The 23460-nt window shown below is 69.4% G+C and carries 28 protein-coding genes; 18 read left to right on the forward strand and 10 right to left on the reverse strand.

Going from position 1 to position 23460, the window contains the following annotated elements; all coding sequences use genetic code 11:
- Nucleotides 1–49: 49 nt before the first annotated feature.
- The 3 genes from ACK4JY_RS00470 to chpT all read right to left on the reverse strand — a co-directional run bounded on the left by ACK4JY_RS00470 (nt 50) and on the right by chpT (nt 1993).
- Complete coding sequence (locus ACK4JY_RS00470; protein WP_409602100.1) at nt 50–865, reverse strand: CheR family methyltransferase; 816 nt, start codon at nt 863–865, stop codon at nt 50–52.
- Between the two features lie 4 nt (nt 866–869).
- A complete protein-coding gene (locus tag ACK4JY_RS00475) occupies nt 870–1241 on the reverse strand; it encodes a response regulator (protein ID WP_409602102.1) in 372 nt (123 codons plus the stop codon).
- Nucleotides 1242–1336: 95 nt separating this feature from the next.
- Nucleotides 1337–1993, reverse strand: coding sequence for a histidine phosphotransferase ChpT (gene chpT / locus ACK4JY_RS00480; protein ID WP_409602104.1), 657 nt, complete (start codon nt 1991–1993; stop codon nt 1337–1339).
- Nucleotides 1994–2082: 89 nt separating this feature from the next.
- Here chpT and cysQ point away from each other — a divergent pair, with 89 nt between their 5' ends.
- Nucleotides 2083–2868 carry a 3'(2'),5'-bisphosphate nucleotidase CysQ gene (gene cysQ, locus ACK4JY_RS00485; protein WP_409602106.1) on the forward strand — a complete coding sequence of 262 codons (786 nt, stop codon included), beginning with the start codon at nt 2083–2085 and terminating at the stop codon, nt 2866–2868.
- Nucleotides 2869–2942: 74 nt separating this feature from the next.
- Here cysQ and ACK4JY_RS00490 read toward each other — a convergent pair whose 3' ends face one another.
- The gene (locus tag ACK4JY_RS00490) at nt 2943–4190 is read right to left on the reverse strand and encodes a hypothetical protein (RefSeq protein ID WP_409602108.1); all 1248 of its coding nucleotides are present in this window, start codon (nt 4188–4190) and stop codon (nt 2943–2945) included.
- 264 nt (nt 4191–4454) lie between these two features.
- On the opposite strand from ACK4JY_RS00490, the gene ACK4JY_RS00495 reads away from it, so the two are divergent.
- Nucleotides 4455–4844 carry a hypothetical protein gene (locus ACK4JY_RS00495; protein ID WP_409602110.1) on the forward strand — a complete coding sequence of 130 codons (390 nt, stop codon included), beginning with the start codon at nt 4455–4457 and terminating at the stop codon, nt 4842–4844.
- 139 nt (nt 4845–4983) lie between these two features.
- Entirely contained in the window at nt 4984–5346 is a 363-nt protein-coding gene (locus ACK4JY_RS00500) for a hypothetical protein (RefSeq protein ID WP_409602112.1), read from the forward strand.
- Between the two features lie 103 nt (nt 5347–5449).
- On the opposite strand, the gene ACK4JY_RS00505 is transcribed toward ACK4JY_RS00500, so the two are convergent.
- Together ACK4JY_RS00505 and ACK4JY_RS00510 are read right to left on the reverse strand one after the other, a co-directional pair.
- The gene (locus ACK4JY_RS00505) at nt 5450–5614 is read right to left on the reverse strand and encodes a hypothetical protein (protein WP_409602114.1); all 165 of its coding nucleotides are present in this window, start codon (nt 5612–5614) and stop codon (nt 5450–5452) included.
- 193 nt (nt 5615–5807) lie between these two features.
- Complete coding sequence (locus tag ACK4JY_RS00510) at nt 5808–7454, reverse strand: peptide chain release factor 3 (RefSeq protein WP_409602116.1); 1647 nt, start codon at nt 7452–7454, stop codon at nt 5808–5810.
- A 148-nt stretch (nt 7455–7602) separates the two neighbouring features.
- Here ACK4JY_RS00510 and ACK4JY_RS00515 point away from each other — a divergent pair, with 148 nt between their 5' ends.
- Nucleotides 7603–7737, forward strand: a complete 135-nt coding sequence (locus tag ACK4JY_RS00515; RefSeq protein ID WP_409602118.1) for a hypothetical protein — start codon at nt 7603–7605, stop codon at nt 7735–7737.
- 24 nt (nt 7738–7761) lie between these two features.
- On the opposite strand, the gene ACK4JY_RS00520 is transcribed toward ACK4JY_RS00515, so the two are convergent.
- Nucleotides 7762–8142, reverse strand: coding sequence for a hypothetical protein (locus ACK4JY_RS00520; RefSeq protein ID WP_409602119.1), 381 nt, complete (start codon nt 8140–8142; stop codon nt 7762–7764).
- A gap of 224 nt (nt 8143–8366) precedes the next feature.
- Here ACK4JY_RS00520 and ACK4JY_RS00525 point away from each other — a divergent pair, with 224 nt between their 5' ends.
- Entirely contained in the window at nt 8367–8780 is a 414-nt protein-coding gene (locus ACK4JY_RS00525; RefSeq protein ID WP_409602121.1) for a hypothetical protein, read from the forward strand.
- Here the strand turns inward: ACK4JY_RS00525 and ACK4JY_RS00530 are convergent.
- Nucleotides 8777–9109, reverse strand: a complete 333-nt coding sequence (locus tag ACK4JY_RS00530) for a DUF1491 family protein (protein WP_409602123.1) — start codon at nt 9107–9109, stop codon at nt 8777–8779. The two genes, ACK4JY_RS00525 and ACK4JY_RS00530, sit on opposite strands and share 4 nt — an antisense overlap.
- A gap of 56 nt (nt 9110–9165) precedes the next feature.
- Between ACK4JY_RS00530 and ACK4JY_RS00535 the strand changes: the two genes are divergently transcribed.
- The 8 genes from ACK4JY_RS00535 to flhA all read left to right on the forward strand — a co-directional run bounded on the left by ACK4JY_RS00535 (nt 9166) and on the right by flhA (nt 18242).
- Nucleotides 9166–10026, forward strand: a complete 861-nt coding sequence (locus tag ACK4JY_RS00535; protein ID WP_409602125.1) for a hypothetical protein — start codon at nt 9166–9168, stop codon at nt 10024–10026.
- Between the two features lie 95 nt (nt 10027–10121).
- Nucleotides 10122–11753, forward strand: a complete 1632-nt coding sequence (gene fliF, locus ACK4JY_RS00540) for a flagellar basal-body MS-ring/collar protein FliF (protein WP_409602127.1) — start codon at nt 10122–10124, stop codon at nt 11751–11753.
- Between the two features lie 11 nt (nt 11754–11764).
- Entirely contained in the window at nt 11765–12790 is a 1026-nt protein-coding gene (gene fliG / locus ACK4JY_RS00545) for a flagellar motor switch protein FliG (RefSeq protein WP_409602129.1), read from the forward strand.
- 1 nt (nt 12791) lies between these two features.
- Complete coding sequence (locus tag ACK4JY_RS00550) at nt 12792–13460, forward strand: flagellar assembly protein FlbE (RefSeq protein WP_409602131.1); 669 nt, start codon at nt 12792–12794, stop codon at nt 13458–13460.
- Complete coding sequence (gene fliN, locus ACK4JY_RS00555) at nt 13460–13792, forward strand: flagellar motor switch protein FliN (protein ID WP_324794999.1); 333 nt, start codon at nt 13460–13462, stop codon at nt 13790–13792. Before ACK4JY_RS00550 ends, fliN begins: the two co-directional genes overlap by 1 nt.
- 36 nt (nt 13793–13828) lie before the next feature.
- Nucleotides 13829–15223: a sigma 54-interacting transcriptional regulator gene (locus tag ACK4JY_RS00560; RefSeq protein ID WP_409602133.1), complete on the forward strand. Its 1395-nt coding sequence runs from the start codon at nt 13829–13831 to the stop codon at nt 15221–15223.
- Nucleotides 15224–15225: 2 nt separating this feature from the next.
- The gene (gene bla, locus ACK4JY_RS00565) at nt 15226–16128 is read left to right on the forward strand and encodes a class A beta-lactamase (RefSeq protein ID WP_409602135.1); all 903 of its coding nucleotides are present in this window, start codon (nt 15226–15228) and stop codon (nt 16126–16128) included.
- Nucleotides 16125–18242 carry a flagellar biosynthesis protein FlhA gene (flhA, locus tag ACK4JY_RS00570; protein WP_409602137.1) on the forward strand — a complete coding sequence of 706 codons (2118 nt, stop codon included), beginning with the start codon at nt 16125–16127 and terminating at the stop codon, nt 18240–18242. The genes bla and flhA overlap by 4 nt, the downstream gene beginning before the upstream one ends.
- A 16-nt stretch (nt 18243–18258) precedes the next feature.
- Here flhA and ACK4JY_RS00575 read toward each other — a convergent pair whose 3' ends face one another.
- Nucleotides 18259–18822: a hypothetical protein gene (locus ACK4JY_RS00575; protein ID WP_409602139.1), complete on the reverse strand. Its 564-nt coding sequence runs from the start codon at nt 18820–18822 to the stop codon at nt 18259–18261.
- 256 nt (nt 18823–19078) lie between these two features.
- Between ACK4JY_RS00575 and ACK4JY_RS00580 the strand changes: the two genes are divergently transcribed.
- The 5 genes from ACK4JY_RS00580 (at nt 19079) to ACK4JY_RS00600 (ending at nt 22856) form a co-directional block, all read left to right on the forward strand.
- Nucleotides 19079–20611 (forward strand): sensor histidine kinase, encoded by a 1533-nt coding sequence (locus tag ACK4JY_RS00580; protein WP_409602140.1) that lies wholly within the window; start codon nt 19079–19081, stop codon nt 20609–20611.
- The gene (locus ACK4JY_RS00585) at nt 20608–21033 is read left to right on the forward strand and encodes a response regulator (RefSeq protein WP_409602141.1); all 426 of its coding nucleotides are present in this window, start codon (nt 20608–20610) and stop codon (nt 21031–21033) included. The genes ACK4JY_RS00580 and ACK4JY_RS00585 overlap by 4 nt, the downstream gene beginning before the upstream one ends.
- 2 nt (nt 21034–21035) lie before the next feature.
- On the forward strand, nt 21036–22085 hold the full coding sequence (locus tag ACK4JY_RS00590) for a histidine kinase dimerization/phosphoacceptor domain -containing protein (protein WP_409602142.1): 1050 nt from the start codon (nt 21036–21038) through the stop codon (nt 22083–22085).
- A 23-nt stretch (nt 22086–22108) separates the two neighbouring features.
- On the forward strand, nt 22109–22552 hold the full coding sequence (locus ACK4JY_RS00595; protein WP_409602143.1) for an NUDIX domain-containing protein: 444 nt from the start codon (nt 22109–22111) through the stop codon (nt 22550–22552).
- 121 nt (nt 22553–22673) lie between these two features.
- Nucleotides 22674–22856 (forward strand): CsbD family protein, encoded by a 183-nt coding sequence (locus tag ACK4JY_RS00600; protein WP_409602144.1) that lies wholly within the window; start codon nt 22674–22676, stop codon nt 22854–22856.
- 75 nt (nt 22857–22931) lie between these two features.
- On the opposite strand, the gene ACK4JY_RS00605 is transcribed toward ACK4JY_RS00600, so the two are convergent.
- A complete protein-coding gene (locus ACK4JY_RS00605) occupies nt 22932–23447 on the reverse strand; it encodes a hypothetical protein (RefSeq protein WP_409602145.1) in 516 nt (171 codons plus the stop codon).
- Nucleotides 23448–23460 lie beyond the last annotated feature (13 nt).

Consider the following 23460-nt stretch of genomic DNA (forward strand, 5'->3'; position numbering starts at 1 on the left):
AAGCTAGGTCAGCATCCCGGATATGCGAAGCGATTTGGCGGCGCGGGCGCTACGCCGCCCGACGCAGCGCCGCCGGGGATTTGACGAACAGGCCCTTGCGGCCGGCGACGGGGCGGAAGGCGAGGCTGTCGGTCTCCAACGCCTCGTCGGCGCCGACGAACAGGCAGCCGTCGTCGACCAGCCGCCGCTCCAGATTGTCGAGCGTCTGGGCGCGGCGGGCCGGCTCCATGTCCGTCAGCACATGGCGGCAGAAGATCAGGTCGAAGCGGTGGTCGTCGGTCGGCGGGTCCAGCAGGTTGGCGCGGACGAAATGCACCGCGGCGCGCAGCTCGGGCCGGGCGATCCAGTTGTCCTCGGCCTGGTCGAACCAGGCCAGCATGGTCCCGGCCTTGAGGCCGCGCTGGATCTCGAAGCCGGTATAGGCGCCGGAGCGGGCCTTCTCCAGCGCGCGCTGCGACAGGTCGGTGGCGATGATCTCGACCGGGAAGCCGGCGTCCATGGCGCCGATGGCCAGCGACCAGGCCTCCTGTCCGGTCGAACAGCCGGCCGACCAGATCTTGACCGGCGCCCCGCCGCGGGCGGCGGACAGGGCGGGCAGCAGCTCCAGCGCGAAGGTGTCGAAGGCGGCGCGGTCGCGGCGGAACCAGGTCTCGGGATTCAGCAGGGCCTCGATCACCGCCCAGCCCAGCGTCGCCACCGGCCGCGCCCACAGCGAGGCCAGCAGGGCGTCGACCGTCTCATAGCCCTCGCGCCGGGCCAGCGGGCCCAGCCGGTGTTCGGCCAGCTTCATCCGGTCGCGCGTCAGGCGGAACCCGGCGCGCGAGGCCATCAGCGACTGGAGGCGGTCGAAATCCTCGGGCGACATGGGTTCAGACGGCCCCCACCTCGGCCAGTTTCGACGTCAGGATCTCGCCGTCGAACGGCTTCATCACATAGTCGTCGGCGCCGGCGGACAGGGCCTCGGCGATGCGGTCGGCGCGGGTCTCGATGGTGCAGAACAGCACCTTGGGCGCGTCGCCGCCGGGCATGGCGCGCAGGCGGCGCAGGAAGGTCATGCCGTCCATCACCGGCATCGACCAGTCCAGCAGGATGACCTCGGGCATGACGCCGGCGCAGAAGGCGAGGGCCTCGGAGCCGTCGGCGGCTTCGTCGACCTCGAACCCAAGCCCCTCGACGATCCGCCGGGCGACCTTGCGGATGATCCGGCTGTCGTCGACGATCAGGCAGGTTCTGGGGGTCAAGACCGGTGTCCGGATGGGTGGCGCCGCGCGCGCGTGCAGGCTGTCTATAATCACGCCGCGCCGGTTAACGAGTCCTTGGGAAAGCGGCTTAAGTCTCAGTTAGGCATGTGGACGGTCAGCGAAACCCGGCCGTCTTCGGCCACCACGTCCAGCGATCCGCCGGCGTCATGAGCGGTGAGCCATAACCAGTAGGGTTGGATCCATTGGCCCTGCAGACCCTCGGCGAGGGGCTGGCCCGCCAGACCGGCCACGGCCTCCGCCTTGAGCCGGGCCCGCGCGCCCTCCGCCAGGCCGGTGATCTGCAGCGTATCGCCGTCGCGCCGGGTCGAGACCACCGCCGCGCCGCCCGAGGGCAGGGCCCCGATCGTCAGCCAGCCGAGGTTGACCAGCGCCCGCGCCTGGGCCTTCGAATAGTCGCCGCTCTCGACGCGCCACTCCAGCGTCGCCCGCCCGCCTTCCGCCAGGCCGGTGACCAGCTCGCCCAGCTCCGCGGCCGAGAACCGCTCGGTCGAGGTCGAGGCTCCGAACGCCACCCGCGCGAAGGCCACCAGGGCCACCATCTTCTTCGCGCTGGCCTCGATCAGGCTCATGGCGTCGTCGCGCATGTCCTGGGCGGTCGGGTCCTTCAGCAGGTCCAGTCCGGATCGGATCGCGCCCGCCGGACTGATGAAGTCGTGGCACAGCTTGCCGGCGACCAGCGCCGCCAAGGCCTGGCCGTCGGGAAGGGAGGACGTCGCAACGGTGTCGGTCATAGGGCTCGAAAACAACAGGGGATCGGTGGCGCGAACGCTGCCCTGATTTGCCGGTTCTTCAAACCGTCGCGATGGTCTAGGCAGCGCCCATGAGCAATCGACTGACCGCCGACCTCGCCTCGGGCGCCCTGACCGAGGCGCTGGCCGACATCGCCGAGGACGCCGCACGCGTCATCCTGCCCTACTGGCGCAACGGCGTGGTCGCCGAGGCCAAGGCCGATGACAGCCCGGTGACGAAGGCCGACCAGGAGGCCGAGGCGCTGATCCTGAAACGGCTGGAAGCCCTGTACCCCGGCGTCCAGACCGTGGCCGAGGAGGCCGTGGCCGCCGACGGGGCCCCGGCCACGACGGAAGAGTGGTTCTGGCTGATCGACCCGCTGGACGGCACCCGCGGCTTCGTCGAGGGCCGCGAGAGCTACACCGTCAACATCGCCCTGGTGCACAAGGGCGCGGTGGTCGCCGGCGTCGTCACCGCCCCGGCCACGGCCACCACCTGGCGGAGCGGCGCTCCGGGCGCCGGCGCCGCGCGTCGCCGCTTCGGCGAGGCCTGGCAGGCCATCAAGGTGCGCGATCGTCCGGCCTCGCCGATGGCGGTGATGAGCCACAGCATGACCGACGTCGAGGCCGAACGCCTCGCCTCGCGCCACGGCTGCATCCAGTGGCAGGGCACGGATTCATCGCTGAAATTCTGCCTGATCGCCGAGGGCCGGTTCGACGCCTATCCGCGCACCGGCCCGACCTCGGAGTGGGACACGGCGGCGGGCCATGCGGTGCTCGAGGCGGCCGGCGGCCGGGTCATGGCCGAGGACGGCCAGCCGCTGCGCTATGGCAAGCCGGGCTTCGCCAACGGCGGGTTCGTGGCGCTGGGGGGATAGGGGTCAGGGATTAGGGATTAGGGATTAGGGATGAGGATATCCCGGGGGCAGCCCAGCGCTCGACTTGCTAATCCCTAATCCCTAATCCACTCGCTTTCCGGCATCGCCAGCACCGCCCGCTGCATCAGCGCCGGGGCGCCCCATTCGCGGGCCGTCTCCATCGCCTCGGCGAGCATCAGGCCGACCGCCCGCGGCTCGGTTCCGGTCAGACGGCCCGTCGCCATCGCCAGATGGGCCATGCCGATCTGGTCGGCGGCCCAGTCCAGCGGCTCGGTGCGTCCGGCCACGGCCAGCCTGCGCCGGATGGCCGTCGCCATGGCGGTCAGGGCCGCGACATCGGCCATGGCCTCCGCGAGGGCGGCCTCGGCGGCGATGCGACGCTCGCGGGCCAGCGCCCCGAGGATCAGCCCCGGCTCGCGGCTCAGCGCCTCGGCCTCGGCCAGCAGCGACAGCGGCGTGTCGGCGCGCACCCGCGCCATGCACACAGCGAGCCAGTCCAGCGGGCTGTGGTCGGGCGTGAACTGATCGGCGGCGGCGTCGAACAGCGCCTGGCCCTGGATCCGGGCCGGCTCGTTGCCCGCCAGCTCGGCCAGCGCCATCAGGCCCGCCCCGGCCAGGGCCAGGGCGCGCGCCCGCGTCAGCGGGCGGTAGTCGGGCGAGGCGGCGTCGACGAGGTTGCGCAGGTCGCGCCCGGCCTGATCCAGCATGCGGCTGTCGCGCCGGGCCACCCCGGCCTCCAGCGCCAGCGCCGCCCGATCCAGCCGCAGCTCGTCGCCGGCCGCCGGCGGCAGGTCGCGGCTGGCGTGCAGGGCCGCGTCCAGCAGGGCGGCGGCGTCGAGCAGGGCCGAGGGTTCGCCCGTCATGCGGGCGCGGCGGGCGCACAGGCGGGCATGCAAGGCGGCCGCGGCCGAGCGGATCGCCGGCCGTTCCGCAGCAAGGGACTGGGCGTCGGCGAGGGCCGCCGTCAGGGCCGTCGGCCCGCCGAACAGGTCGAAGCGCAGCAGGTGAATCTCGCCGGACTCTATGGCGGCGGCGGCGGCGTCGTCCGGGTTGGTCGTGTGGCGGGTCGCGTCCGAGGCGCATTTCGCCGCCCGTGACAGGCTTTCTCGACGGCCGGTCCGGCGGGCGTGTTCGCGCCACAGGGCCGAGGCCCGCATCCAGCTGTCGAACGGCCGGGCGCAGGACACCCGACCGGCGTCGGTCGCCTCACGGCGGGCCTCGGCCTCGACCAGATCGGCGCCGATCAGCTCCAGCCAGCCGAGGTCGTCGCTTTCGCGCGCCTTCTCGAACAATTTCCTCAGATCCCGGCCGAACTCGAACATGGGATGACGCGCGCTCCGTCCCGCTTCGGGACTGACAGGGGTCCCTCTCGCTACCCTTGCAAACGCAACGCCGCGACGGCGGTTCGGCTTGGCTGTGGGGATACGTTCTCCGCGTCTGTGGACGGGACGTCCTCTGAAGAAGGCGGGCCCGCTCCGACCCCGCGCCACCCGGAAGTCGCCCATGGCGAGAAAGGCCGGGACCGACTCAGCCGTCCCGGCCACACGGGCGACAGAGCGGACCGATACGCGGACGCGGGAGAATTAATGGATATCGAGCATCGCTTCGACGACGGCAGGAAGTGCGTCCTGATGACGATCGGCGAGGCCGCCTCGGGCGCCGCCGTCTCCCGCTATATCGCCGGCCTGGCGGCCGAACGGCCCGAACTGGCCGACTGGGACTGGATCCAGGACATTCGCGACAGCCGCGGCAAGGTCGACAACGCCGACATCGCTGTCGTCGCCGAGGCCCTCGCCACCGCCTCGCCCGGGCCGTGCTGGACCATCTATGTGACGCACGACCACAACCTCGCCCTGTGGTGCAAGGTGATGGACGCCATGTTCAGCGGCCGGCTGCACCGGGTCGTCGCCACCCCGCAGGCCGCCGCGACCCTGCTGGACACGCTGCGGGGGGCTGGGTCGCGTACTGATAAGTGACGCGCGGCGACCAGCCGAACAGCAGACATCCCGAACAGCCGCAACGGGTGGAAAGCGGACATCACTTCTCAGGTCTGGACATGGTAATACGCGGAAGGTTGAAGCCCCTTTCCGCCAGCCTAGCCATCGGAGCAGTAGCGTGACGAAGAGCGGGGTTCTCGCTGCAATCGTGTTTGCAGCGGTTGGCGTCACGTCGTGCAAGGAGGCCATCGACATAGATGTGTCCATTGTGGCCGGGGTGCCGAGGTTCATTGTGGCGAATGATCGGGGAGCATGCGCTAAGCAGGTGACTGTCTATATAGAGGCATCTCCTTCGCCGACCTACGTTTGGAGCATTGCCACGAAGGCTCGCTGCAACAATCTCCGTGAGGTCATCTACGCGGAGAACATTGTGGGGTTCGAGGTTTTTGACGGACCCGATCCGTTGGTCTCTGGACAGGAATACACCGTCAGGGTGGATGCTCCCGGTGGCGACGGTCTCGTGCGCTTCGTGGCACCGTAAGTTCCGCAGCCTGTCGCGGCCAACGCACACCCATCAATGTCCGCAATGGGTCGGGATCAGTCCTCACCATCAGGCCGGAAAGCGGACCTTGCTGGATCGCTTGCTAGAGCTGTTTGCCCTTACGTCGGCTGATGACACCTAGACCACCGAACAAGATGCCGAGGATGATCCACACCACCCAACTATCACCCTGAACGACCTTGAAGACGCCCACGGCGAGGAATAACGCGCCAATGAGCGGGAAGCCCTTCTGCTGAAGTTGACCCATCGGTTCTCACCCTCGACCATTTCACTGACGGTATGATCCAGCTCTGTCGCTGCCAAGATCAAATCAACGGGTGGTGCTGGAGAGAATGAACGAGGGAGGTGAGGGGGTCGACTGTCCGCTATGGGTCGGGAGCACGCATTGGCTTGCTAGCTGGAAGCGGACCTGCGGCAAGGCGATCTGACGATTATACGCCCTAACCCCGCTCCTTCGTCTTCGTGAAGGCCACGTTCGGGAACCGCTCCATCACATAGCCGGTCTCCCAGCTGGACTTGGCGAGGAAGACCGGGTCGTCGTCGATGTCGCGGGCCATCTGGCCGCGGTATTTGCCCATGAAGTCCTCGAGGTCGGCCTTTGTCCCGCCGATCCAGCGGGCCTCGGCCCAGGGCGAGGGTTCGAAGATGACCTCCAGGCCGTATTCCTCTCCCAGGCGGTCGGCCATGACCTCGAACTGCAGCTGGCCGACGGCGCCGACGATGAAGTCGCTGCCCATCTCGGGGCGGAACAGCTGGGTCACGCCTTCCTCGGCGAGGCCGTCCAGCGCCTTCTTCAGGTGTTTGGCCTTGAGCGGATCCTTGACCCGGACGCGCTGCAGGATTTCGGGGGCGAAGTTCGGCAGGCCGGCGAAGCGGATCAGGCCGCTCTCGGACAGGCTGTCGCCGACGCGCAGGACGCCGTGGTTGGGGATGCCGATGACGTCGCCGGCATAGGCGTCCTCGGCCAGTTCGCGGTCGCTGGCGAAGAACATGATCGGGGCGTTGACGCTCAACTGCTTGCCGGTGTTCTGCACCTTCAGCTTCATGCCGCGCTGGAACCGGCCCGAGGCCATGCGGAACATGGCGATGCGGTCGCGGTGGTTGGGGTCCATATTGGCCTGGACCTTGAAGACGAAGCCGGTGACCTCGGGCGCGCCCGGCTCGACGGTGGTGGCGACGGGTTCGGCGGCGTTGCGGGTCCCGGCGGGGGCGGCCTTGTGCGCCTTCATCACCTTGGGCGGCGGGGCCCATTCGCCGATCGCGGCCAGCAGTTCGTCGATGCCGAAATGGCGCAGGGCCGAGCCCCACAGCACTGGCGTCATATGGCCTTCGAGGAAGGACTGGCGGTCGAACGCCGGATAGCCGCCCTCGACCAGCTCCTGCGCCTCCATCAGGGCCTCATGCTCGCCCGCCTCGAAATACCGCGCGGCCTCGGCGAGCGGCAGGGCCTCGGGATGGGGCACGTCCTCGGTCGAGCCGGCCGGCTTGCGGGCGTAGGGCTGGAAGCGGCCGGTGCCCATCTCGACCATGCCGCGCAGGCGGTTGCCGCTCTGCGCCGGCCACCAGATCGGGGCGGGGTCGAGCTGCAGCCGGCTGGCGATCTCGTCCAGCAGGGCCATCGGGTCCTGGGCCTCGCGGTCCAGCTTGTTGATGAAGGTGATGATCGGGATGTCGCGCAGACGGCAGACCTCGAACAGCTTCAGCGTCTGCGGCTCGATGCCCTTGGCGGCGTCCAGGACCATGATGGCGCAGTCGGCGGCGGTCAGGGTGCGGTAGGTGTCTTCCGAGAAGTCCTCGTGCCCGGGCGTGTCCAGCAGGTTGAACATCCGCGCCATGCCGTCGGCCGGGGTGTGTTCGAAGGTCATGACCGAGGCGCTGACCGAGATGCCGCGCTCCTTCTCGATCTTCATCCAGTCGGACTGGGTGCGCCGGTTCTCGCCGCGCGCGCGCACTGCCCCGGCCGCGCGGATGGCCCCGCCGGCCAGCAGGATATGCTCGGTCAGGGTGGTCTTGCCCGCATCCGGGTGGGCGATGATGGCGAAGGTCCTGCGACGCAGGGCCTCCTGTTCGAGCGTGAGTTTCGACATGGCGGCGCGGGAGGTAGCGCGGACGCGCCCGAAAGTCACTCGCGTCGGAATAACCCCTAGCCAGGCAGGGTTTTTGGAGTCATCGTCGGTTCAGGCGAGACGTCCGGTCACGCAATCGGGCGCCGCCTTTGGAAACGAAGGAACGGACATGGCCCTCAACCACCCCGTCGATCAGACCCCGTCGCGCGACGGACCGCATCCCGCCGTCTGCCTTTTGGCGGGGTTTGGCGTCATTATCGGCTGCGCCACCCTGGTGCATGTGATCTTCAACGTCCTGGTCTGAACCAGGCCGGAAGGAGGCGAGGATTTAGGCCGCCAGACGCATCCAGACCGCCTTGTCGGCGGCGACGGCGTCCAGTTTGCCCTTTTCGGCGCGGGTCTTCAGCTGGCGCATGACCGGATCGGGCAGGGCGCAGAACTGCGGCTCGACCAGATCGGGATCGCAACCGGCCGCCGGGGCGGCGAACAGGGCGGCGTTGACGTCCGGCGAACGGTCGTGGATCAGCCAGGCCAGACGGCGCGCCCGCACCGGATCGGTTTGGTGCAGCATCGGGTCCTCGGCGAACAGCTCGCACCCCAGCGTCAGCACATAGTCGAAGCCCAGCTTCTCGAACCGGCGCGCGTCGCCAGGCGTGACCGGGCAGGCCTCGTCCAGGTCGAACACGACGTCGTTCAGAAGAAAGAGCATAGGGCGCACCACCATCGCCGGGTTCGTTCTGGACCCGTTGACATGACCATAGGCGCCCCGGCTTGCGGTTCCGTTCCCGAACGCGGTTAAGGATTTCGCACGATGCCGCCCGGCGTTAACCGGTCGGTCGCCATCTCCGTTTCAGCCTCAGGTTACGGAGAATTCACACGACAACCCGCGCGAGGGCCAGGATGGTGGAGCCTTGGGCGGTCCGGAGACGTGCGATGCGGTTGACGATGACGGGCGCGGCTCTGGTCCTTGCGATCTCGACGGCTGCAGCCACGGCGTCCGCCCGGGACACGCCCCTGACCGGCCGTGACGTGATCGGCAGCTGGTTTTTGCGTTTTCCTCCGTCCGAACGTCAGGGCGTCACCGTGATCGGGCGTCCCGAGATGCCTCTCGTCGTGGCGGCTCGCGGCGCCGCGCTGGCCTGCACCCTCGACGATGAGGCGGCGAATTGCGCGATCCGCGACGGCGCCCTGGTGGTCACCTGGACGCAGTCGGGCGCCGCCATGACGTTCACGATGAGCCGACGGACGCGCGAGGGCTTTTCCGGCAATACCCGCATCCGGGCGCGGATGCTGCCGTTCAGCGCCGACGCCGGGCCGGTGGACATGGTCCGCGCCCCGGCGCCCTAGGGGGTGGCCACCTTCTCGGTGATGAAGTGGCGGCCCTCGCGGTCCTCGATTTCGACCACCCAGATATCGGGATCATAGCCGGACTGACGCTGGATATAGGCGTCCAGTTCGCTCTCGAACTCGCTTTCGACCGGCTGCATCCACAGGCGCTCGCCGTCCGGCCCGAAGGCCTCACTATAGAGTCGGGCGCGGCGGGTGGATGTGTCGAACGCCTTGACGATCACCGTGCCGGCCCGCGCGTCGCCCTTGCGGGCCACGGTGGCGAAGGCGCCCGACAGTTCGGCGCGGCGGATCAGGGCGGAGACCCACAGATCGGTGGAAAGAAGCAATTCGCTAACCCTGCTCGGAAACCCGACCGGAACGCGTGGCGCGTAGGGTGCGGCCCATGACGATAGGGCAGAACGCCGCCACCGCCAAAGCCGTCCTCCTCGCCGCCGCGATGCTGGCCGGGCCGGCGCCGGCGTGGGCGGGGGCCGACAACACCTATTATGAACGCGCCTTCGTCCTCGCCGCCGACGCGCGGTGCGGCCTGTTCGACGAGGCCGTCGACGCCGCCCTGACCGCCGCCACCGCCCAGGCGCGTGGCGCCGCCCTGCGCTCCGGCGCGGCCGAGGCCGAGCTCAACGCCATCGCCTTACGGGCCCGCGCCCGCGCCGCCGCGGTGTCGTGCCGGGACCCGCAGCTGGCGGTGGTCCGCGACCGCGTGGACGGCGCCTTCTCCGGCTGGGTCCGCACCCCGCGCATGACCTTCGCCGGCGATCGGCAGCCGTGGGTCGCCGATCGCACCCACTGGTCCGAGCCGGGCTGGCGGCTGATGCAGGCCTCCCGCGTCGGCGCCTCACCGGTCGCGTTCGGTTACGACGGCGAGGCCGGGGAGCCGGCCCTGACGGCGGTGGTCTCCTTCGTCGGCCGTTCGCGTCCGAACGCCGCCCGCATCGTCTTCCGCGACATCGCCAAGGCCCCGCGCGCTTGGGTGTCCGGCGGGGGCCTGCCGCCCGTCTCGACCCGCGCCAGCGTCTGGGCGACGGGCGTCTCGGCCGCGGACCCCGCCCTGCTGGCCGAGGGCAGCCGCGCCGGCGAGGCGTGGCGTTTCCCGGCCGCCGCCGCCGACCGCCTGGCCCGCCTCGATCCGCGCGAGACCTTCTTGATCGAATTCCATTTTCGCGACGGCAGCGTGGCCCTGGCGCGCTTCGAAGCCGGCGATTTCGCCGCCGGCCGCGCCTTCATGGCGATGGGGGCTCTGTAAGTCGTCGGACTCTTAACGGCGTGTTTACCACGCGCCCGGCATTTTCTGCCTGGCGGGCGTCGGTATGCACCCCGTGAGTATTCGGGGCGGGACGCGTGGGCGGCTTCACGGCGGCGTTGCAGAGATTCGGTATCGGTCGGCTGACCGTGGTGCTGGGCGTCGCCGCCGGCGTCGCGGCTGTGCTGGTGGCCGTCATGCTGCGTATCGGCCAGGCGCCGGACGCCCTGCTGTATTCCAATCTCGACCTGCGCGAGGCGTCCGAGATCACCACCGCCCTCGACAGCGCCGGGATCAAATACTCGTCCAAGGGCGACGGCTCGACCATCTTCGTCAGCCGCGACGAGGTCGGCGAAGCCCGCCTGCTGGTCGCCGGCAAGGGTCTCGTGACCTCGGGATCGGTCGGCTACGAAATCTTCGACAGCCAGTCGGTGCTGGGCCAGACCGAGTTCCAGCAGAACCTCAATGAAAAGCGCGCCCTCGAGGGCGAGCTGGCCCGCACCATCATGAGCATGCGCGGCATCACCTCGGCCCGGGTGATGATCGCCATGCCGTCGCGCCAGCTGTTCCAGACCGCCGCGGCCGATCCGACGGCGGCGGTGGTGGTCGGCGTCAGCGGCGGAACCCTGACCGGCGCCCAGGTCCAGGCCATCCGCAATGTCGTCGCCTCGTCGGTGCCCAATCTGAAGCCGGAAAAGGTCACCCTGACCGACACGGCCAACCGCACCCTCGCCGCCGGCTCGGACGACGCCGGCTTCAGCGCCGCCTCGGCCGAGGAAGCCAAGTCCTCGACCGAGGCCCAGCTGCAGGCGCGCATCAAGGACATCGTCGAGGGCGTCGTCGGCGTCGGCGCGGCCCGCGTCCAGGTCACCGCCGATATCGACCACAGCCGTTCGACCACCCAGGAGCAGCGCTTCGATCCGGACGGCCAGGTCGTCCGCTCGATGTCGACCAATGGCTCGGAGAGCGTCGACACCGACCCCGTCAACGACGGCGGCGCCACCGCCCTGAACAACATCCCCGGCGGCGAGGCCCCCGGCGCCGCCCAGGCCGGTTCGACCGACACCCAGAACACCGAGACCACCAACTACGAGATCTCCAACACCACCACGACCACGGTCAAGGAGGCCGGCGAGGTCAAGAAGCTGGCCGTGTCGGTCGCCGTCGACGGCCGCTGGACCCCCGCCGCCAACGGTGGAGAGCCGACCTACGCCCCGCGCACCGCCGACGAGATCGCCCAGATCAAGTCGCTGGTGGCCGCCGCCGTCGGCATCGACGAGGCGCGCGGCGACAAGATCGAGGTGCTGAACGTCCGCTTCGCCCGCGACGTGCCCACGGCCGGCGGGGTCGAGGCCGGCAACTCGCTGTTCAACTTCACCAAGAACGACCTGATGCGCGGCGTCGAGCTGCTGGTGCTGCTGATCACCGGCATGCTGCTGATCTTCTTCGTCCTGCGACCGCTGCTGAAGACCGCCACCGGCGGGAGCCAGCCCCAGCTGGCCGGGGCCGGCGCCCCGGTGACCCCGCTGCAGACCAGCCTGATGGCCGGCGCCTCGCAGATGGCCCAGCTGACCGGTCCGACCGGTCCGTCGGAGATGGAGCAGCGGCTCGACATCGCCCGCATCGAGGGCCAGGTGAAGGCGTCCTCGGTCAAGAAGGTCGCCGACTTCGTCGAGAAACATCCTGACGAGTCGACCGCCATCCTGCGCAACTGGGTGCACGAAGGCTGATGGCCGCCCGGATGGTCAGCAAGAAACCGGCCGTCGACGACGTCAGGAAACTGACCGGACCGGAGAAGGCCGCCGTCATCCTGCTGTCGCTGGGCGAGGACCACACCCGCCTGTGGCAGAGCCTCGACGAGGACGAGATCAAGGAGATCTCCCAGGCCATGGCCGGCCTAGGCACCGTCAGCGCCCAGGTGGTCGAGGAGCTGATGGTCGAGTTCGTCTCGGGCATGAGCGGCTCGGGCGCGGTCATGGGCAGCTACGAACAGACCCAGCGCCTGCTCAACGCCTTCATGCCCGCCGACCGCGTCGACGCCCTGATGGAGGAGATCCGCGGCCCCGCCGGCCGCACCATGTGGGACAAGCTCGGCAATGTGAACGAGGCCGTCCTCGCCAACTATCTGAAGAACGAATACCCTCAGACCGTCGCCGTGATCCTGTCGAAGGTGAAGGCGGATCACGCCGCCCGCGTCCTGACCAGCCTGCCCGAGGATTTCGCCCTCGAATGCGTCCAGCGGATGCTTCGGATGGAGCCGGTGCAGCGGGAAATCCTCGACAAGATCGAGCAGACGCTGCGCACCGAATTCATGTCCAACCTGGCCCGCACCTCCAAGCGCGACAGCCACGAGATGATGGCCGACATCTTCAACAGTTTCGACCGCCAGACCGAGGCCCGCTTCATCGGCGCCCTGGAAGAGCGCAACCGCGAGGCCGCCGAGCGCATCCGCGCCCTGATGTTCGTCTTCGAGGACCTGTCCAAGCTGGACCCGGGCGGCATCCAGACCCTGCTGCGCGCGGTCGAGAAGGATTCCCTCGGTCTCGCCCTGAAAGGCGCCTCGGAGGCCCTGCGCGAGATGTTCTTCTCCAACATGTCCGAACGCGCCTCCAAGATCATGCGCGAGGACATGGAGACCATGGGTCCGGTCCGCCTCAAGGACGTCGACCAGGCCCAGATGGCCATGGTCCAGGTCGCCAAGGACCTCGCCGCCAAGGGCGAAATCATGCTGGTCGGCCAGGGCGCAGACGACGAGTTGATCTACTGACATGACCGCTCAACCGTTCAGCACTCCCTTCTCCTTCGACACCGAGTTCGACGCGGTCGGCGGCGTCGTGCATGCCTCCACCTTCCGCCCGACCAAGCGCGCCTACACCCTCGCCGAGGTCGAAGCCCTCGTCGCCGAGGCGCGGCTGGAGGCGCGGAACGCCGTCCTTGCCGAGGTCGAGAGCCTGCAGGCCATGGCCCTGTCCACCATCGGCCAGGCCCTCGCGACCGCCGTCCCGACCCTGACCCAGGTGGCCCAGGCCCACCGCGAACAGTCAGCCGAACTGGCGCTGGCCGCCGCCCGCGTCGTCGCCTCGGCGGCGCTGGACCGCTTCCCCGCCGGCCCGCTGCAGGCGGCGCTGGAGGCGCTGGGTCAGGAGATCGACGCCTCGCCCCGTCTGGTCATCCGCACCGGCGATCTCGACGACGCCAACCGCGCTCGCATCACCCGGCTGTGCGACGACTCCGGGTTCTCCGGCGTGGTCGCCTTCCGCGTCGAGCCGGGCCTCGCCCCGGCCTCGTTCCAGCTGGAATGGGCCGACGGCCGCGCCGCCTTCGATGCCGAGGCCGCCTTCGTCCGCATCGGAGAGGCGCTGAACTCCGCCCTCGCCGCCGAGGCCGGGCACGCTGAATCCCTGAACCCCGACACATCAATGGAAGGGAGGCCGTAATGGCGTCCGACACCATGGCCCTGGAGGAGTTCGCCGACTCCACCGCGATCACCGTCAATGACGATGCGACCGACAAGACCGCCAGCGACCTGGCCCCGGTCTTCGACGTGCCGGTCAACATTTCGGCGGTGCTGGGCAAGGCCCACATGTCCGTGGCCCAGCTGCTGAAGCTGAACCGCGGCTCGGTGCTGGAGCTGGACCGGAAGGTCGGCGAGGCGATCGACATCTTCGTCAACAACCGGCTGGTCGCCCGCGGCGAGGTTGTCGTCGTCGAGGACCGGCTGGGCGTGACCATGACGGAAATCATCAAGACGGAAGACAGCGGCGCCTGATCGGCGGCCGTGCGTAGAGAATAGAGGAGAAGACCGATGCGGCTTCTGGTGGTTGGCAGGCTCAGCGGACAGCTGGCGACGGCGGTGAAGATGGCCATGGCGCACGGCGCCAAGGTCAGTCACGTCGAGCGCGGCGATCAGGCGACGGAACAGCTGCGGCGAGGGCAGGGGGCCGACCTGCTGATGGTCGACTACCGCGTCGACATCGCCGCCCTGATCGCCGCCAACGAGGCCGAGCGCATCCATGTGCCGGTGGTGGCCTGCGGCGTCGACGCGGACGCCAATGACGCCGCCAACGCCATCCGCGCGGGGGCCAAGGAGTTCATTCCCCTCCCGCCCGAGGCCGATCTGATCGCCGCCGTCCTGTCGGCCGTCGCCGACGACGAGCGCCCGCTGATCTCGGCCGATCCGTCGATGAAGGCGGTGATCCAGCTGGCCGACCAGGTCGCCCGCTCCGAGGCCTCGATCCTGATCACCGGCGAAAGCGGCGTCGGCAAGGAGGTGATGGCCCGCTATCTGCACCTCGGATCCAAGCGCGCCGACCGCCCCTTCATCAGCGTCAACTGCGCCGCCATCCCCGACAACCTGCTGGAATCCGAGCTGTTCGGCCACGAGAAGGGCGCCTTCACCGGGGCCATGGCGCGCCGCATCGGCAAGTTCGAGGAGGCCGACGGCGGCACCCTGCTGCTGGACGAAATCTCGGAGATGGACGTCCGTCTGCAGGCCAAGCTGCTGCGCGCCATCCAGGAGCGGGTCATCGACCGTGTCGGCGGGACCAAGCCGGTGCCGGTCAACATCCGCATCATCGCCACCTCGAACCGCGACCTGGCCAAGTCGGTCGCCGAGGGGACGTTCCGCGAAGACCTGCTGTACCGCCTCAACGTCGTCAATCTGCGCCTGCCGGCGCTGCGCGAGCGGCCGGGCGACATCGCCGTGCTGGCCGATCATTTCGTCAAGAAATACGCCGCCGCCAACGGCGTGCCGGTCAAGCCGATCTCGATCGACGCTCGCCGGGCGCTGGTCTCGCATCGCTGGAACGGCAACGTCCGCGAGCTGGAGAACGCCATGCACCGCGCCGTGCTTCTGGCGGTCGGGCCCGAGATCGACGTTGACGCCATCCGCCTGCCCGACGGGCAGCCGCTCAGCGCCGGCAGCCACGGCACCGCCCCCGACGCCGGCGTGGCCGGCCGCGCCGCCGATGTCGCCGACGCCGTCACCCGCGCCCACGTCGGCCAGACGGTGGCGCAGATGGAGAAGACCCTGATCCTCGACACCCTGTCGCACTGCCTCGGCAACCGCACCCATGCGGCCAACATCCTCGGCATCTCGATCCGCACCCTGCGCAACAAGCTGAACGAATACGCCGACGAGGGGACGCAGATCATCGCGCCCCAGTCGGGGGTCGCCTCGTCCGGCTACGCGGCCGCCTGACCATGACCCTTTCGACGGACCGCAGAAGCGTCCTGACCGGTCTCGGCGCCCTCGGCGTCGCGAGCTGTGTCCGCGCCGAACCCGCCCCGCGCCAGACGGCCCCCGCCGAGCCGGAACCCTTCGACCTGTCGGCGCTGGAGCGCGCTGACGGCGGCCGGCTGGGCTTCGTCGCCCATGACACCGGCTCGGACCGCCGCCTCGCCTGGCGGGCCGACGAGCGGTTCGTCTATTGCTCGACCTTCAAGATGTTCCTCGCCGCCGCCACCTTCGTAAGGGCGCAGGCGGGCGAGGAGCGGCTGGATCGTCTGGTCCCGATCACCGCCGCCGACATGATCTCCCATGCCCCGGTGACCGAACCGGCCGTCGGCGGATCGCTCAGCGTCGAGGCCCTGATGAAGGGCGCCGTCGAGGTCAGCGACAATCCCGCCGCCAACCTGCTGCTCAAGGCCATGGGCGGCCTTGAACCGATGCGGGCCTTCTACCGCTCGCTCGGCGACGGCAGCACCACCGTCGACCGCTTCGAGCCCGAGATGAACCGGCTGGATGGCGACAAGGACACCATCACGCCGCTGCATTCGGCGGCCAATCTGCATCGGCTGCTGGTCGACCCCGCCACGCCGCTCTCGCCGGAATCGAAGGCGACGCTGCTGCGCTGGATGGTCGACTCGCCGACCGGGGCGAACCGGCTCAAGGCGGGCGTTCCCGCCGGCTGGACGGTGGCGCACAAGACCGGCACCGGCGGCTACGGACCCACCAACGACATCGGCGTGCTCTACCCGCCGAACGGGGCCCCGGTGATCGTCGCCGCCTACTACCACGCGACCCGGTCGTCGGCCGACGACGCCAACGGCGCCGTCATCGCCGCCGCCGCGCGCCTGGCCCTCGCCGCCCTCGGTCGCGCATGACCGACATCCCCGCCCCGACCCTGATGAAGGACGGCATGGCCCGTCCGACCGGTCGCGACATGATGGGCTGGGTGGCGCGCGGCGAGGTCGGCATGGCCGTCGGCGTCATCGGCGTCATCCTGCTGCTGATCCTGCCGATTCCCGCCTTCCTGATGGACATGCTGCTGGCGCTGTCGCTGGTGTCGAGCGTGCTGATCCTGATGACCGCGGTGATGATGAAGAAGCCGCTGGACTTCGCCATCTTCCCGACCGTCCTGCTGGTCTCGACCCTGTTCCGGCTGGGCCTCAACCTGGCCTCCACCCGCCTCGTGCTCAGCCACGGCCACGAGGGTTCGGGCGGCGCCGGTCAGGTGATCGAGGCCTTCGGGGCCCTGATGATGGGCGGCAGCTTCATCATCGGCATCATCATCTTCGCCATCATCCTGGTGGTGAACTTTGTCGTCATCACCAAGGGCTCGACCCGCATCGCCGAGGTCTCGGCCCGCTTCACCCTCGACTCCATGCCGGGCAAGCAGATGGCGATCGACGCCGACCTGTCGTCCGGCCTGATCACCGAGGACCAGGCCAAGCTGCGCCGCAAGGAGCTGGAGCAGGAATCGACCTTCTTCGGGGCCATGGACGGCGCCTCGAAATTCGTCCGCGGCGACGCCGTGGCCGGCCTGATCATCGTCTTCATCAACGTCATCGGCGGCATACTGATCGGCGTCATCCAGCATCAGATGCCGATCGGCGACGCCGCCAACGCCTACATCTCCCTGACCATCGGCGACGGTCTGGTGACCCAGGTCCCGGCCATCGTCATCTCCATCGCCGCCGGCTTCCTCGTCTCCAAGGCGGGCGTCGAGGGCACGGCCGACAAGGCCCTGGTCGCCCAGCTGGCCACCAACCCGGTCAGCCTCGGCGTCGTCTCGGGCGCGTCCGGCCTGATCGGCCTGATCCCCGGCATGCCGCTGCTGCCCTTCGCCGCCCTCGCCCTGGGGACCGGCTTCATGGCCTGGCGGCTGGGCCGCCAGCGGCTCAAGCCCAAGCCGACCGAGGCCGAACTGAGCGCCGCCGCCGCCAGTCCGAAGGAGGATGTCGAGGAGCCGATCGGCACTGCCCTGAGCATCGACGAGGTCAAGATCGAGCTCGGCTATTCCCTGCTGTCGCTGATCAATGACCTGGAGGGCCGCCGCCTGACCGACCAGGTCCGCGCCCTGCGCCGCTCGCTGGCCCAGGAGTACGGCTTCGTCATGCCGTCGGTGCGCATCCTCGACAACATGCGCCTCGGCACCCAGGGCTACGCCATCCGCATCAAGGAGATGGAGGCCGGCGCCGGCGAGGTCCGGCTCGGCTCGCTGATGGCCATGGACCCGGCCGGCCGCCAGGTCGAGCTGCCGGGCGAGCACACGCGTGAGCCCGCCTTCGGCCTGCCCGCAACCTGGATCGACGAAAGCCTGCGCGAGGAGGCCACCTTCCGCGGCTACACCATCGTCGATCCCTCGACGGTGCTGACCACCCACCTGACCGAAATCCTCAAGGAGAACATGGCCGAGCTGCTCTCCTACGCCGAGGTGCAGAAGCTGCTGAAGGAACTGGGTCCGGAAGAGAAGAAGCTGGTCGACGAACTGATCCCCTCGGTGGTCACCGTCACCACCCTTCAGCGGGTGCTGCAGTCGCTGCTTCGCGAGAAGGTCTCGATCCGCGACCTGGGCGCCATCCTCGAGGGTCTGGCCGAGGCGGCGCCGCACACCAGCTCGGTCACCACCCTGGTCGAGCACGTCCGCGGCCGACTGGCGCGTCAGCTGTGCTGGCAGCACAAGGGCGACGACGGGGCCCTGCCGATCGTCACCCTGTCGCCCGATTGGGAGCAGGCCTTCGCCGACGCCCTGGTGGGGCAGGGCGAGGACAAGCAGCTGGCCATGGCCCCGTCGCGGCTGCAGGACTTCATCCGCGCCGTCCGCGACGTGTTCGAGCGCGCCGCCATGGCCGGCGAGACGGCCGTCCTGCTGACCGGCCCCCAGGTCCGCCCCTATGTCCGCTCGATCATCGAACGCTTCCGCGGCCAGACGGTGGTGATGAGCCAGAACGAGATCCATCCAAAGGCCCGCCTGCGGACCATCGGGACCGTCTGACGTCGGGAGGGCGGCGCTACTCCGCCTCGACCCAGCCGCCCGCCGAGGCGGCCCGCGCCGCGTCGTTGACCGGCCGGGCGATCAGGCCCGACTGGGTGATCCAGACCTCGTATTTCGCCCCGTCGGCCATCGGCATATAGGCCCCGCCGCCGTACAGGGTGTCGACCGCGTCGACGTACTGGCGATACCTCCGCGCCGTGTCCCAGGCGCTGACCGTCCACGGCAGGCCGTTCGGCCCGACGTCGCCGCCGGCCAGCGGATGCACGCTGCGGGCGGCGTTGATCTCCTGCTCGATCGTCTGATAGCGGCCCGACAGCCGGTCCAGCCGGTACTGGGCATCCAGCCCCAGCACATTGGCCCACGGCTTCCACTTCAGCACCTGGGCCTCGATCCGCCATTCGTCGCCGTGCAGCGGATACAGATTGCTCACCGCCGGGGCGTTCTCGCCACGCCCGGGCTGGATCACCGTCGCTTCATAGTACTGCGGCCCCAGCTGGCGGGTGGTGATCGTCGCCACCGGCCGCTCGAACGTCAGGCGCGAATACGTCTGCACATCGAGGCCCAGCAGGGCCGCGATCATGGCGGCGGCGATGAAGCCGGCCCCCCCCCACGCCGCCGAGCAGGCCGCTGAGCCGTACCCGGAACAGCGCCCCCAGCCCCTTGAACAGCAGCACCAGCCCGATCAGTCCGACCAGCGCCGGCGCGATCCACCACCACCAAACCATGCCGACATCCTCCCCTGTCAGACAATCTTTACCCTGAATTCGCGACAGGGGGACGGTTTCCCTTCACGCGCGACTGGACAGGCCTGATCCCGCCGCTAATGCTCGCGCCCGATGTTTTCGGCTGTTCGCCCGTCCCTGCCCGCCCTGCTCCGGTTCGTGCGGACACCCAGCATCGGGCGAACGATCGTCGTCCTGCTGGCCGGGGCCATCCTGCTGCTGCTGGCGGTGAACGTGGCGACCTTCGTCATGATCCAGCGCACCGCCGCCTTCAACGACCAGGTCGAGCGCTCGCAGCAGGTCCGCCGCGCCGCCCGCACGGTGCTGCTGTCGTTGATCGACGCCGAGACCGGCCAGCGCGGCTACCTGCTGACCGGGCGCCCCGAGTTCCTCGACCCCTACATCCGCGCCGAAACCTCCCTATCCGAGCAGATGGAAGAGCTCGAGGCGCTGACGGTGGGCGATCCCCTGCTCCAGGACGAGGTCCCGCCCATGCTGGAGGCGGCGCGGGAAAAGATCGCCGAAATGGATCGCACCCTGACGCTGTCGCGCACCGGCCGCACCGCCGAGGCGCTGGAGCAGGTGCGATCGGGCGGGGGCCGGGCGCTGATGGAATCGATCCGCGCCCGGATGTCCGCGATCGACGAGATCGAGAACGAGCGACTCGCCTCGCGCACCCTGCAATCCGAGCGCGGCTCGAGGTCGACCCTCTGGGCCAACGCCCTAGCGGCCCTGCTGGTGATGGTGCTGGCCGGCATCATGATCTGGCTGGTCCGGCGCTACGTCGCCGAGATCCAGGCCGCCCGCGACACGCTGGATCGCCTCAATGCCGGCCTCGAGGGCCAGGTCCGCGAGCGCACCGCCCAGCTCACCCGCGCCAACGACGAAATCCAGCGCTTCGCCTATATCGTCAGCCACGACCTGCGCGCCCCGCTGGTCAACATCATGGGCTACACCTCCGAACTGGAGCAGGCCGGCCGGGCGCTGGAGCGGCAGATCGCCCTGGTCGAGGCCCGGGCGCCGAAATCGCTCGACGCCGAGGCCGTCACGGCGGTCCGCGAGGATGTGCCCGAGGCGATCGGCTTCATCCGCGCCTCGACCGGCAAGATGGACAGGCTGATCAACGCCATCCTCAAACTGTCGCGCGAGGGCCGCCGCAACCTCGTCCCCGAGGTGCTCGACATGACCGCCATGGCCCAGGGCATCGCCGACAGCGTCCGCCACCAGACCGCCGAGGCCGGGGCCGAAATCGTCGTCGAGCCGCTGCCGCGGATCGAGAGCGACCGGCTGTCGATGGAGCAGATTCTCGGCAATCTGGTCGACAACGGCGTCAAATACCTCGACCCGTCCCGTCCCGGCCGCATCGTCGTCTCCGGTGCGGAGGAAGCGGGCGGCCAGGTCGTCTACCGCGTCGCCGACAACGGCCGCGGCGTCTCGCCCCGCGACCATGAACGCATCTTCGAGCTGTTCCGGCGCTCCGGCAAACAGGACCGCCCCGGGGAGGGTCTGGGCCTTGCCTTCGTGCGCAATAGCGTCCGGCGTTTGGGCGGCGACATCCACGTCGAGTCCGAGCTTGGAAAGGGATCGACTTTCGTGCTCAAATTCCCCACACGCCTGATCCTCGAAGAGTCCGGAGAGATCGCATGAGCAGCGCCGTCAAGATTGTCATGGTCGAGGACGACCACGGCCACGCCCGGTTGATCGAAAAGAATATCCGCCGCGCCAACATCTCCAACGAGATCGCCCATTTCGCAGACGGCGGCGCGGCCCTCGACTATCTGTTCAGCGAGGAGGTCCGCCAGAACGGGCCGATGCTGATCCTGCTGGATCTCAACCTGCCGGACATGTCGGGCACCGACATCCTCGAACGGGTCAAGGGCGACGACCGCCTCAAGCGCGCCCCGGTCGTGGTCCTGACCACCACCGACGACAAGACCGAGATCCAGCGCTGCTACGACCTCGGCTGCAACGTCTACATCACCAAGCCCGTCGACTATGAGAGCTTCGCCGACGCCATCCGCCAGCTGGGCCTGTTCCTGTCGGTGATGCAGGCCCCGGACATCGACTGACCTTGCACGCCACCGAACAGGTCATCCGCCTGCTCTACATCGACGATGACCGCGGCCTGTCGCGGCTGGTCGAGAAGGAGCTGGGCCGTCACGGCTATGCCGTCACCTGCGCGCCCGACGGCGAGGCGGGCCTTGAGGTGCTGGCCGCGCGCACCGGCGATTTCGACGTCGTCGCCCTTGACCACTACATGCCCGGCCGCGAGGGCCTCGACATCCTGCCGGAGATTCTCGCGCTCGAGGCGCCCCCGCCGGTGGTCTATGTCACCGGGGCCCAGGAGGGCCGCATCGCCGTCGCCGCCCTGCGCGCCGGCGCCGCCGACTACGTCATCAAGGACGTCTCCGAGGATTTCACCGCCCTGCTGCGCAATGCGCTCGAGGACGCCGTCACCCGCCGCCGCCTGCAGCGCGAGCACGAGGAGGCCCAGGAGCAGGTCCGCCTCGCCCGCGACCGCGCCGAGGCCATGCTGCGCGAGGTCAACCACCGGGTCGGCAACTCCCTGCAGCTGGTGTCCAGCTTCATGTCGCTGCAGCTGCGCCACCTCGCCGACGAGGGCGCCCGCGCCGCGCTGCGGGAATCCCAGGCCCGGATCGAGGCCGTGGCCCATGTCCACCGCCGGCTCTACACCTCGGGCGACATGTCGTCGGTGGCGATGGACGAATATCTCGAGGGCCTGATCGCCGAACTGGGCCAGTCGCTGGCGCCCGGGGCCGGCTCGCCGACCCTGAAGCTGACCGCCGGCCGGATGAACGTCTCGACCGACCAGGCCGTGTCGATCGGCGTGGTCGTCACCGAACTGGTCACCAACGCGGTCAAATACGCCTATGCCCCGGGCCAGACCGGCGAAATCCGCGTCATCCTCGAACCCGACGCGGCAAACGCGCGAGCCATACTGACGGTCGAGGACGACGGCCCCGGCCTCGGCGACGCCAAGCCCAAGGGCACCGGCCTCGGCGGCAAGATCATCTCGGCCATGGCCTCGGGCCTGCGCTCTGCGGTCGAGTATGACCCGGCCCATCCCGGCGTCCGCGCCCGTCTCGCCTTCGACCTCTGAGCCGCGGCGCGATAATGTCCCGCATGCTCCAGTTCGGCGTCCCTGATCCGTCCCTCGACTACGCCCCGCGCCCAACCGCCTTCGGCCTCGTCTTTCATGAGGCGAAGCTGGCCTGTGTCCGCGTCGATCGCGGCGAGGGCAGCTATTACGACCTGCCCGGCGGCGCCGTGGACGGCGACGAGACCGAGCAGCAGGCGCTGATCCGGGAGTTCGTCGAGGAAACGGGCATGACGGTCCGCCCCGTCACCCGGATCGTCGAGGCCGGCCAGTATTTCCGCAAGTCCGACGGCACGCCGATCAACAATACCGGCGGCGTCTGGATCGCCGAACAGCTCGCGCTCGATCCCGCCGCCAAGGTCGAGGATGATCACCAACTCGTCTGGCTGCACCCGCACACGGCCCTGAACGAACTGCGCCACGACGCCCACGCCTGGGCCGTCGCCGTCTGGCTGCGTCGCGGCCGCTAGGCGACCCCGGAGCCGAGCCGGCGCCGGAACCCATTGACGCAGCACGGGAACGTCCCGTCGCCCGATCCATTTACCTCCCATACGCGGCGCTAATGCCGCGCCCTGCAACAGGAGTTCAGACATGGCTGATCATGATCGCATCGAAGGCGCCGCCAAGAATATGGGCGGCAAGGCCAAGGAAGCGGCCGGAAATGTCACCGGCGACGAAAAACTGAAGGCCGAAGGCAAGGCCGATCAGGTCGAGGGCAAGGTCCAGAACACCGTCGGCGGCGTCAAGGACACCCTCCGCGGCGACAAGCACTAGGCCTTTCGCAGACCATCACAGCGCCGCGCTCCCTGACCGGGAGCGCGGCGTTTGTGTGTCGGTTATCCCGGTTCGCTAGTCGTCGTCCCCGCCGAGACGGAGGCGCAGGCCCTCCCGGGGCCGCTCGCTGCCGTCGCCGGGCCGGCATTCCTCGGTCCAGGTCACGCCGCCCTCCGCCCGCGCGCGGGGCCGGGTCTCGCAGACCTGCTCGACCAGCCGGGACGTCGCCGGACCCGACCGGCTCGGCGCGCCGCACTGCAGGGCGTAGCGATCGCCGGCCGCTTCCTGACGGCACTGGTCGGCGGCGCCAGTCCCGGCCAGGCCGACCGGCAGATCGTCGCCCAGATGGGCGGCGAGGGCGGCGCGCACCCGGACCTGACAGGCCTCCATGCTCTCATCGGCCTTGCGGATCAGCGGGCTGCATTCCGACCGTTCATAGCCATAGGGATCGGCGCGAGCCCAATCCGGTATCGCCGGGATCGCCGCTGGCGCCTCGGCCGCCACGGGCTCGGGCGGCGGGGGCGTTTGCCACACCACCTGACCGGGGGCGGCCTGTTGCAGAACGAGAGCGACGGCCAGGGCGGGGAACATGGGCAACCTCCAG

The sequence above is a fragment of the Brevundimonas sp. genome, from assembly GCF_046295595.1.
GTDB lineage: Bacteria > Pseudomonadota > Alphaproteobacteria > Caulobacterales > Caulobacteraceae > Brevundimonas.

Excerpts from the sequence above, each read along its gene's own strand:
- ACK4JY_RS00470 (WP_409602100.1), bottom strand. The coding sequence starts at position 865 with ATGTCGCCCGAGGATTTCGACCGCCTCCAGTCGCTGATGGCCTCGCGC.
- chpT (WP_409602104.1), bottom strand. The coding sequence starts at position 1,993 with ATGACCGACACCGTTGCGACGTCCTCCCTTCCCGACGGCCAGGCCTTG.
- cysQ (WP_409602106.1), top strand. The coding sequence starts at position 2,083 with ATGAGCAATCGACTGACCGCCGACCTCGCCTCGGGCGCCCTGACCGAG.
- ACK4JY_RS00490 (WP_409602108.1), bottom strand. The coding sequence starts at position 4,190 with ATGTTCGAGTTCGGCCGGGATCTGAGGAAATTGTTCGAGAAGGCGCGC.
- ACK4JY_RS00495 (WP_409602110.1), top strand. The coding sequence starts at position 4,455 with ATGGATATCGAGCATCGCTTCGACGACGGCAGGAAGTGCGTCCTGATG.
- ACK4JY_RS00505 (WP_409602114.1), bottom strand. The coding sequence starts at position 5,614 with ATGGGTCAACTTCAGCAGAAGGGCTTCCCGCTCATTGGCGCGTTATTC.
- ACK4JY_RS00510 (WP_409602116.1), bottom strand. The coding sequence starts at position 7,454 with ATGTCGAAACTCACGCTCGAACAGGAGGCCCTGCGTCGCAGGACCTTC.
- ACK4JY_RS00515 (WP_409602118.1), top strand. The coding sequence starts at position 7,603 with ATGGCCCTCAACCACCCCGTCGATCAGACCCCGTCGCGCGACGGACCG.
- ACK4JY_RS00520 (WP_409602119.1), bottom strand. The coding sequence starts at position 8,142 with ATGCTCTTTCTTCTGAACGACGTCGTGTTCGACCTGGACGAGGCCTGC.
- ACK4JY_RS00525 (WP_409602121.1), top strand. The coding sequence starts at position 8,367 with ATGCGGTTGACGATGACGGGCGCGGCTCTGGTCCTTGCGATCTCGACG.
- ACK4JY_RS00535 (WP_409602125.1), top strand. The coding sequence starts at position 9,166 with ATGACGATAGGGCAGAACGCCGCCACCGCCAAAGCCGTCCTCCTCGCC.
- fliG (WP_409602129.1), top strand. The coding sequence starts at position 11,765 with ATGGTCAGCAAGAAACCGGCCGTCGACGACGTCAGGAAACTGACCGGA.
- ACK4JY_RS00550 (WP_409602131.1), top strand. The coding sequence starts at position 12,792 with ATGACCGCTCAACCGTTCAGCACTCCCTTCTCCTTCGACACCGAGTTC.
- fliN (WP_324794999.1), top strand. The coding sequence starts at position 13,460 with ATGGCGTCCGACACCATGGCCCTGGAGGAGTTCGCCGACTCCACCGCG.
- ACK4JY_RS00560 (WP_409602133.1), top strand. The coding sequence starts at position 13,829 with ATGCGGCTTCTGGTGGTTGGCAGGCTCAGCGGACAGCTGGCGACGGCG.
- bla (WP_409602135.1), top strand. The coding sequence starts at position 15,226 with ATGACCCTTTCGACGGACCGCAGAAGCGTCCTGACCGGTCTCGGCGCC.
- flhA (WP_409602137.1), top strand. The coding sequence starts at position 16,125 with ATGACCGACATCCCCGCCCCGACCCTGATGAAGGACGGCATGGCCCGT.
- ACK4JY_RS00575 (WP_409602139.1), bottom strand. The coding sequence starts at position 18,822 with ATGATCGCGGCCCTGCTGGGCCTCGATGTGCAGACGTATTCGCGCCTG.
- ACK4JY_RS00580 (WP_409602140.1), top strand. The coding sequence starts at position 19,079 with ATGTTTTCGGCTGTTCGCCCGTCCCTGCCCGCCCTGCTCCGGTTCGTG.
- ACK4JY_RS00585 (WP_409602141.1), top strand. The coding sequence starts at position 20,608 with ATGAGCAGCGCCGTCAAGATTGTCATGGTCGAGGACGACCACGGCCAC.
- ACK4JY_RS00595 (WP_409602143.1), top strand. The coding sequence starts at position 22,109 with ATGCTCCAGTTCGGCGTCCCTGATCCGTCCCTCGACTACGCCCCGCGC.
- ACK4JY_RS00600 (WP_409602144.1), top strand. The coding sequence starts at position 22,674 with ATGGCTGATCATGATCGCATCGAAGGCGCCGCCAAGAATATGGGCGGC.
- ACK4JY_RS00605 (WP_409602145.1), bottom strand. The coding sequence starts at position 23,447 with ATGTTCCCCGCCCTGGCCGTCGCTCTCGTTCTGCAACAGGCCGCCCCC.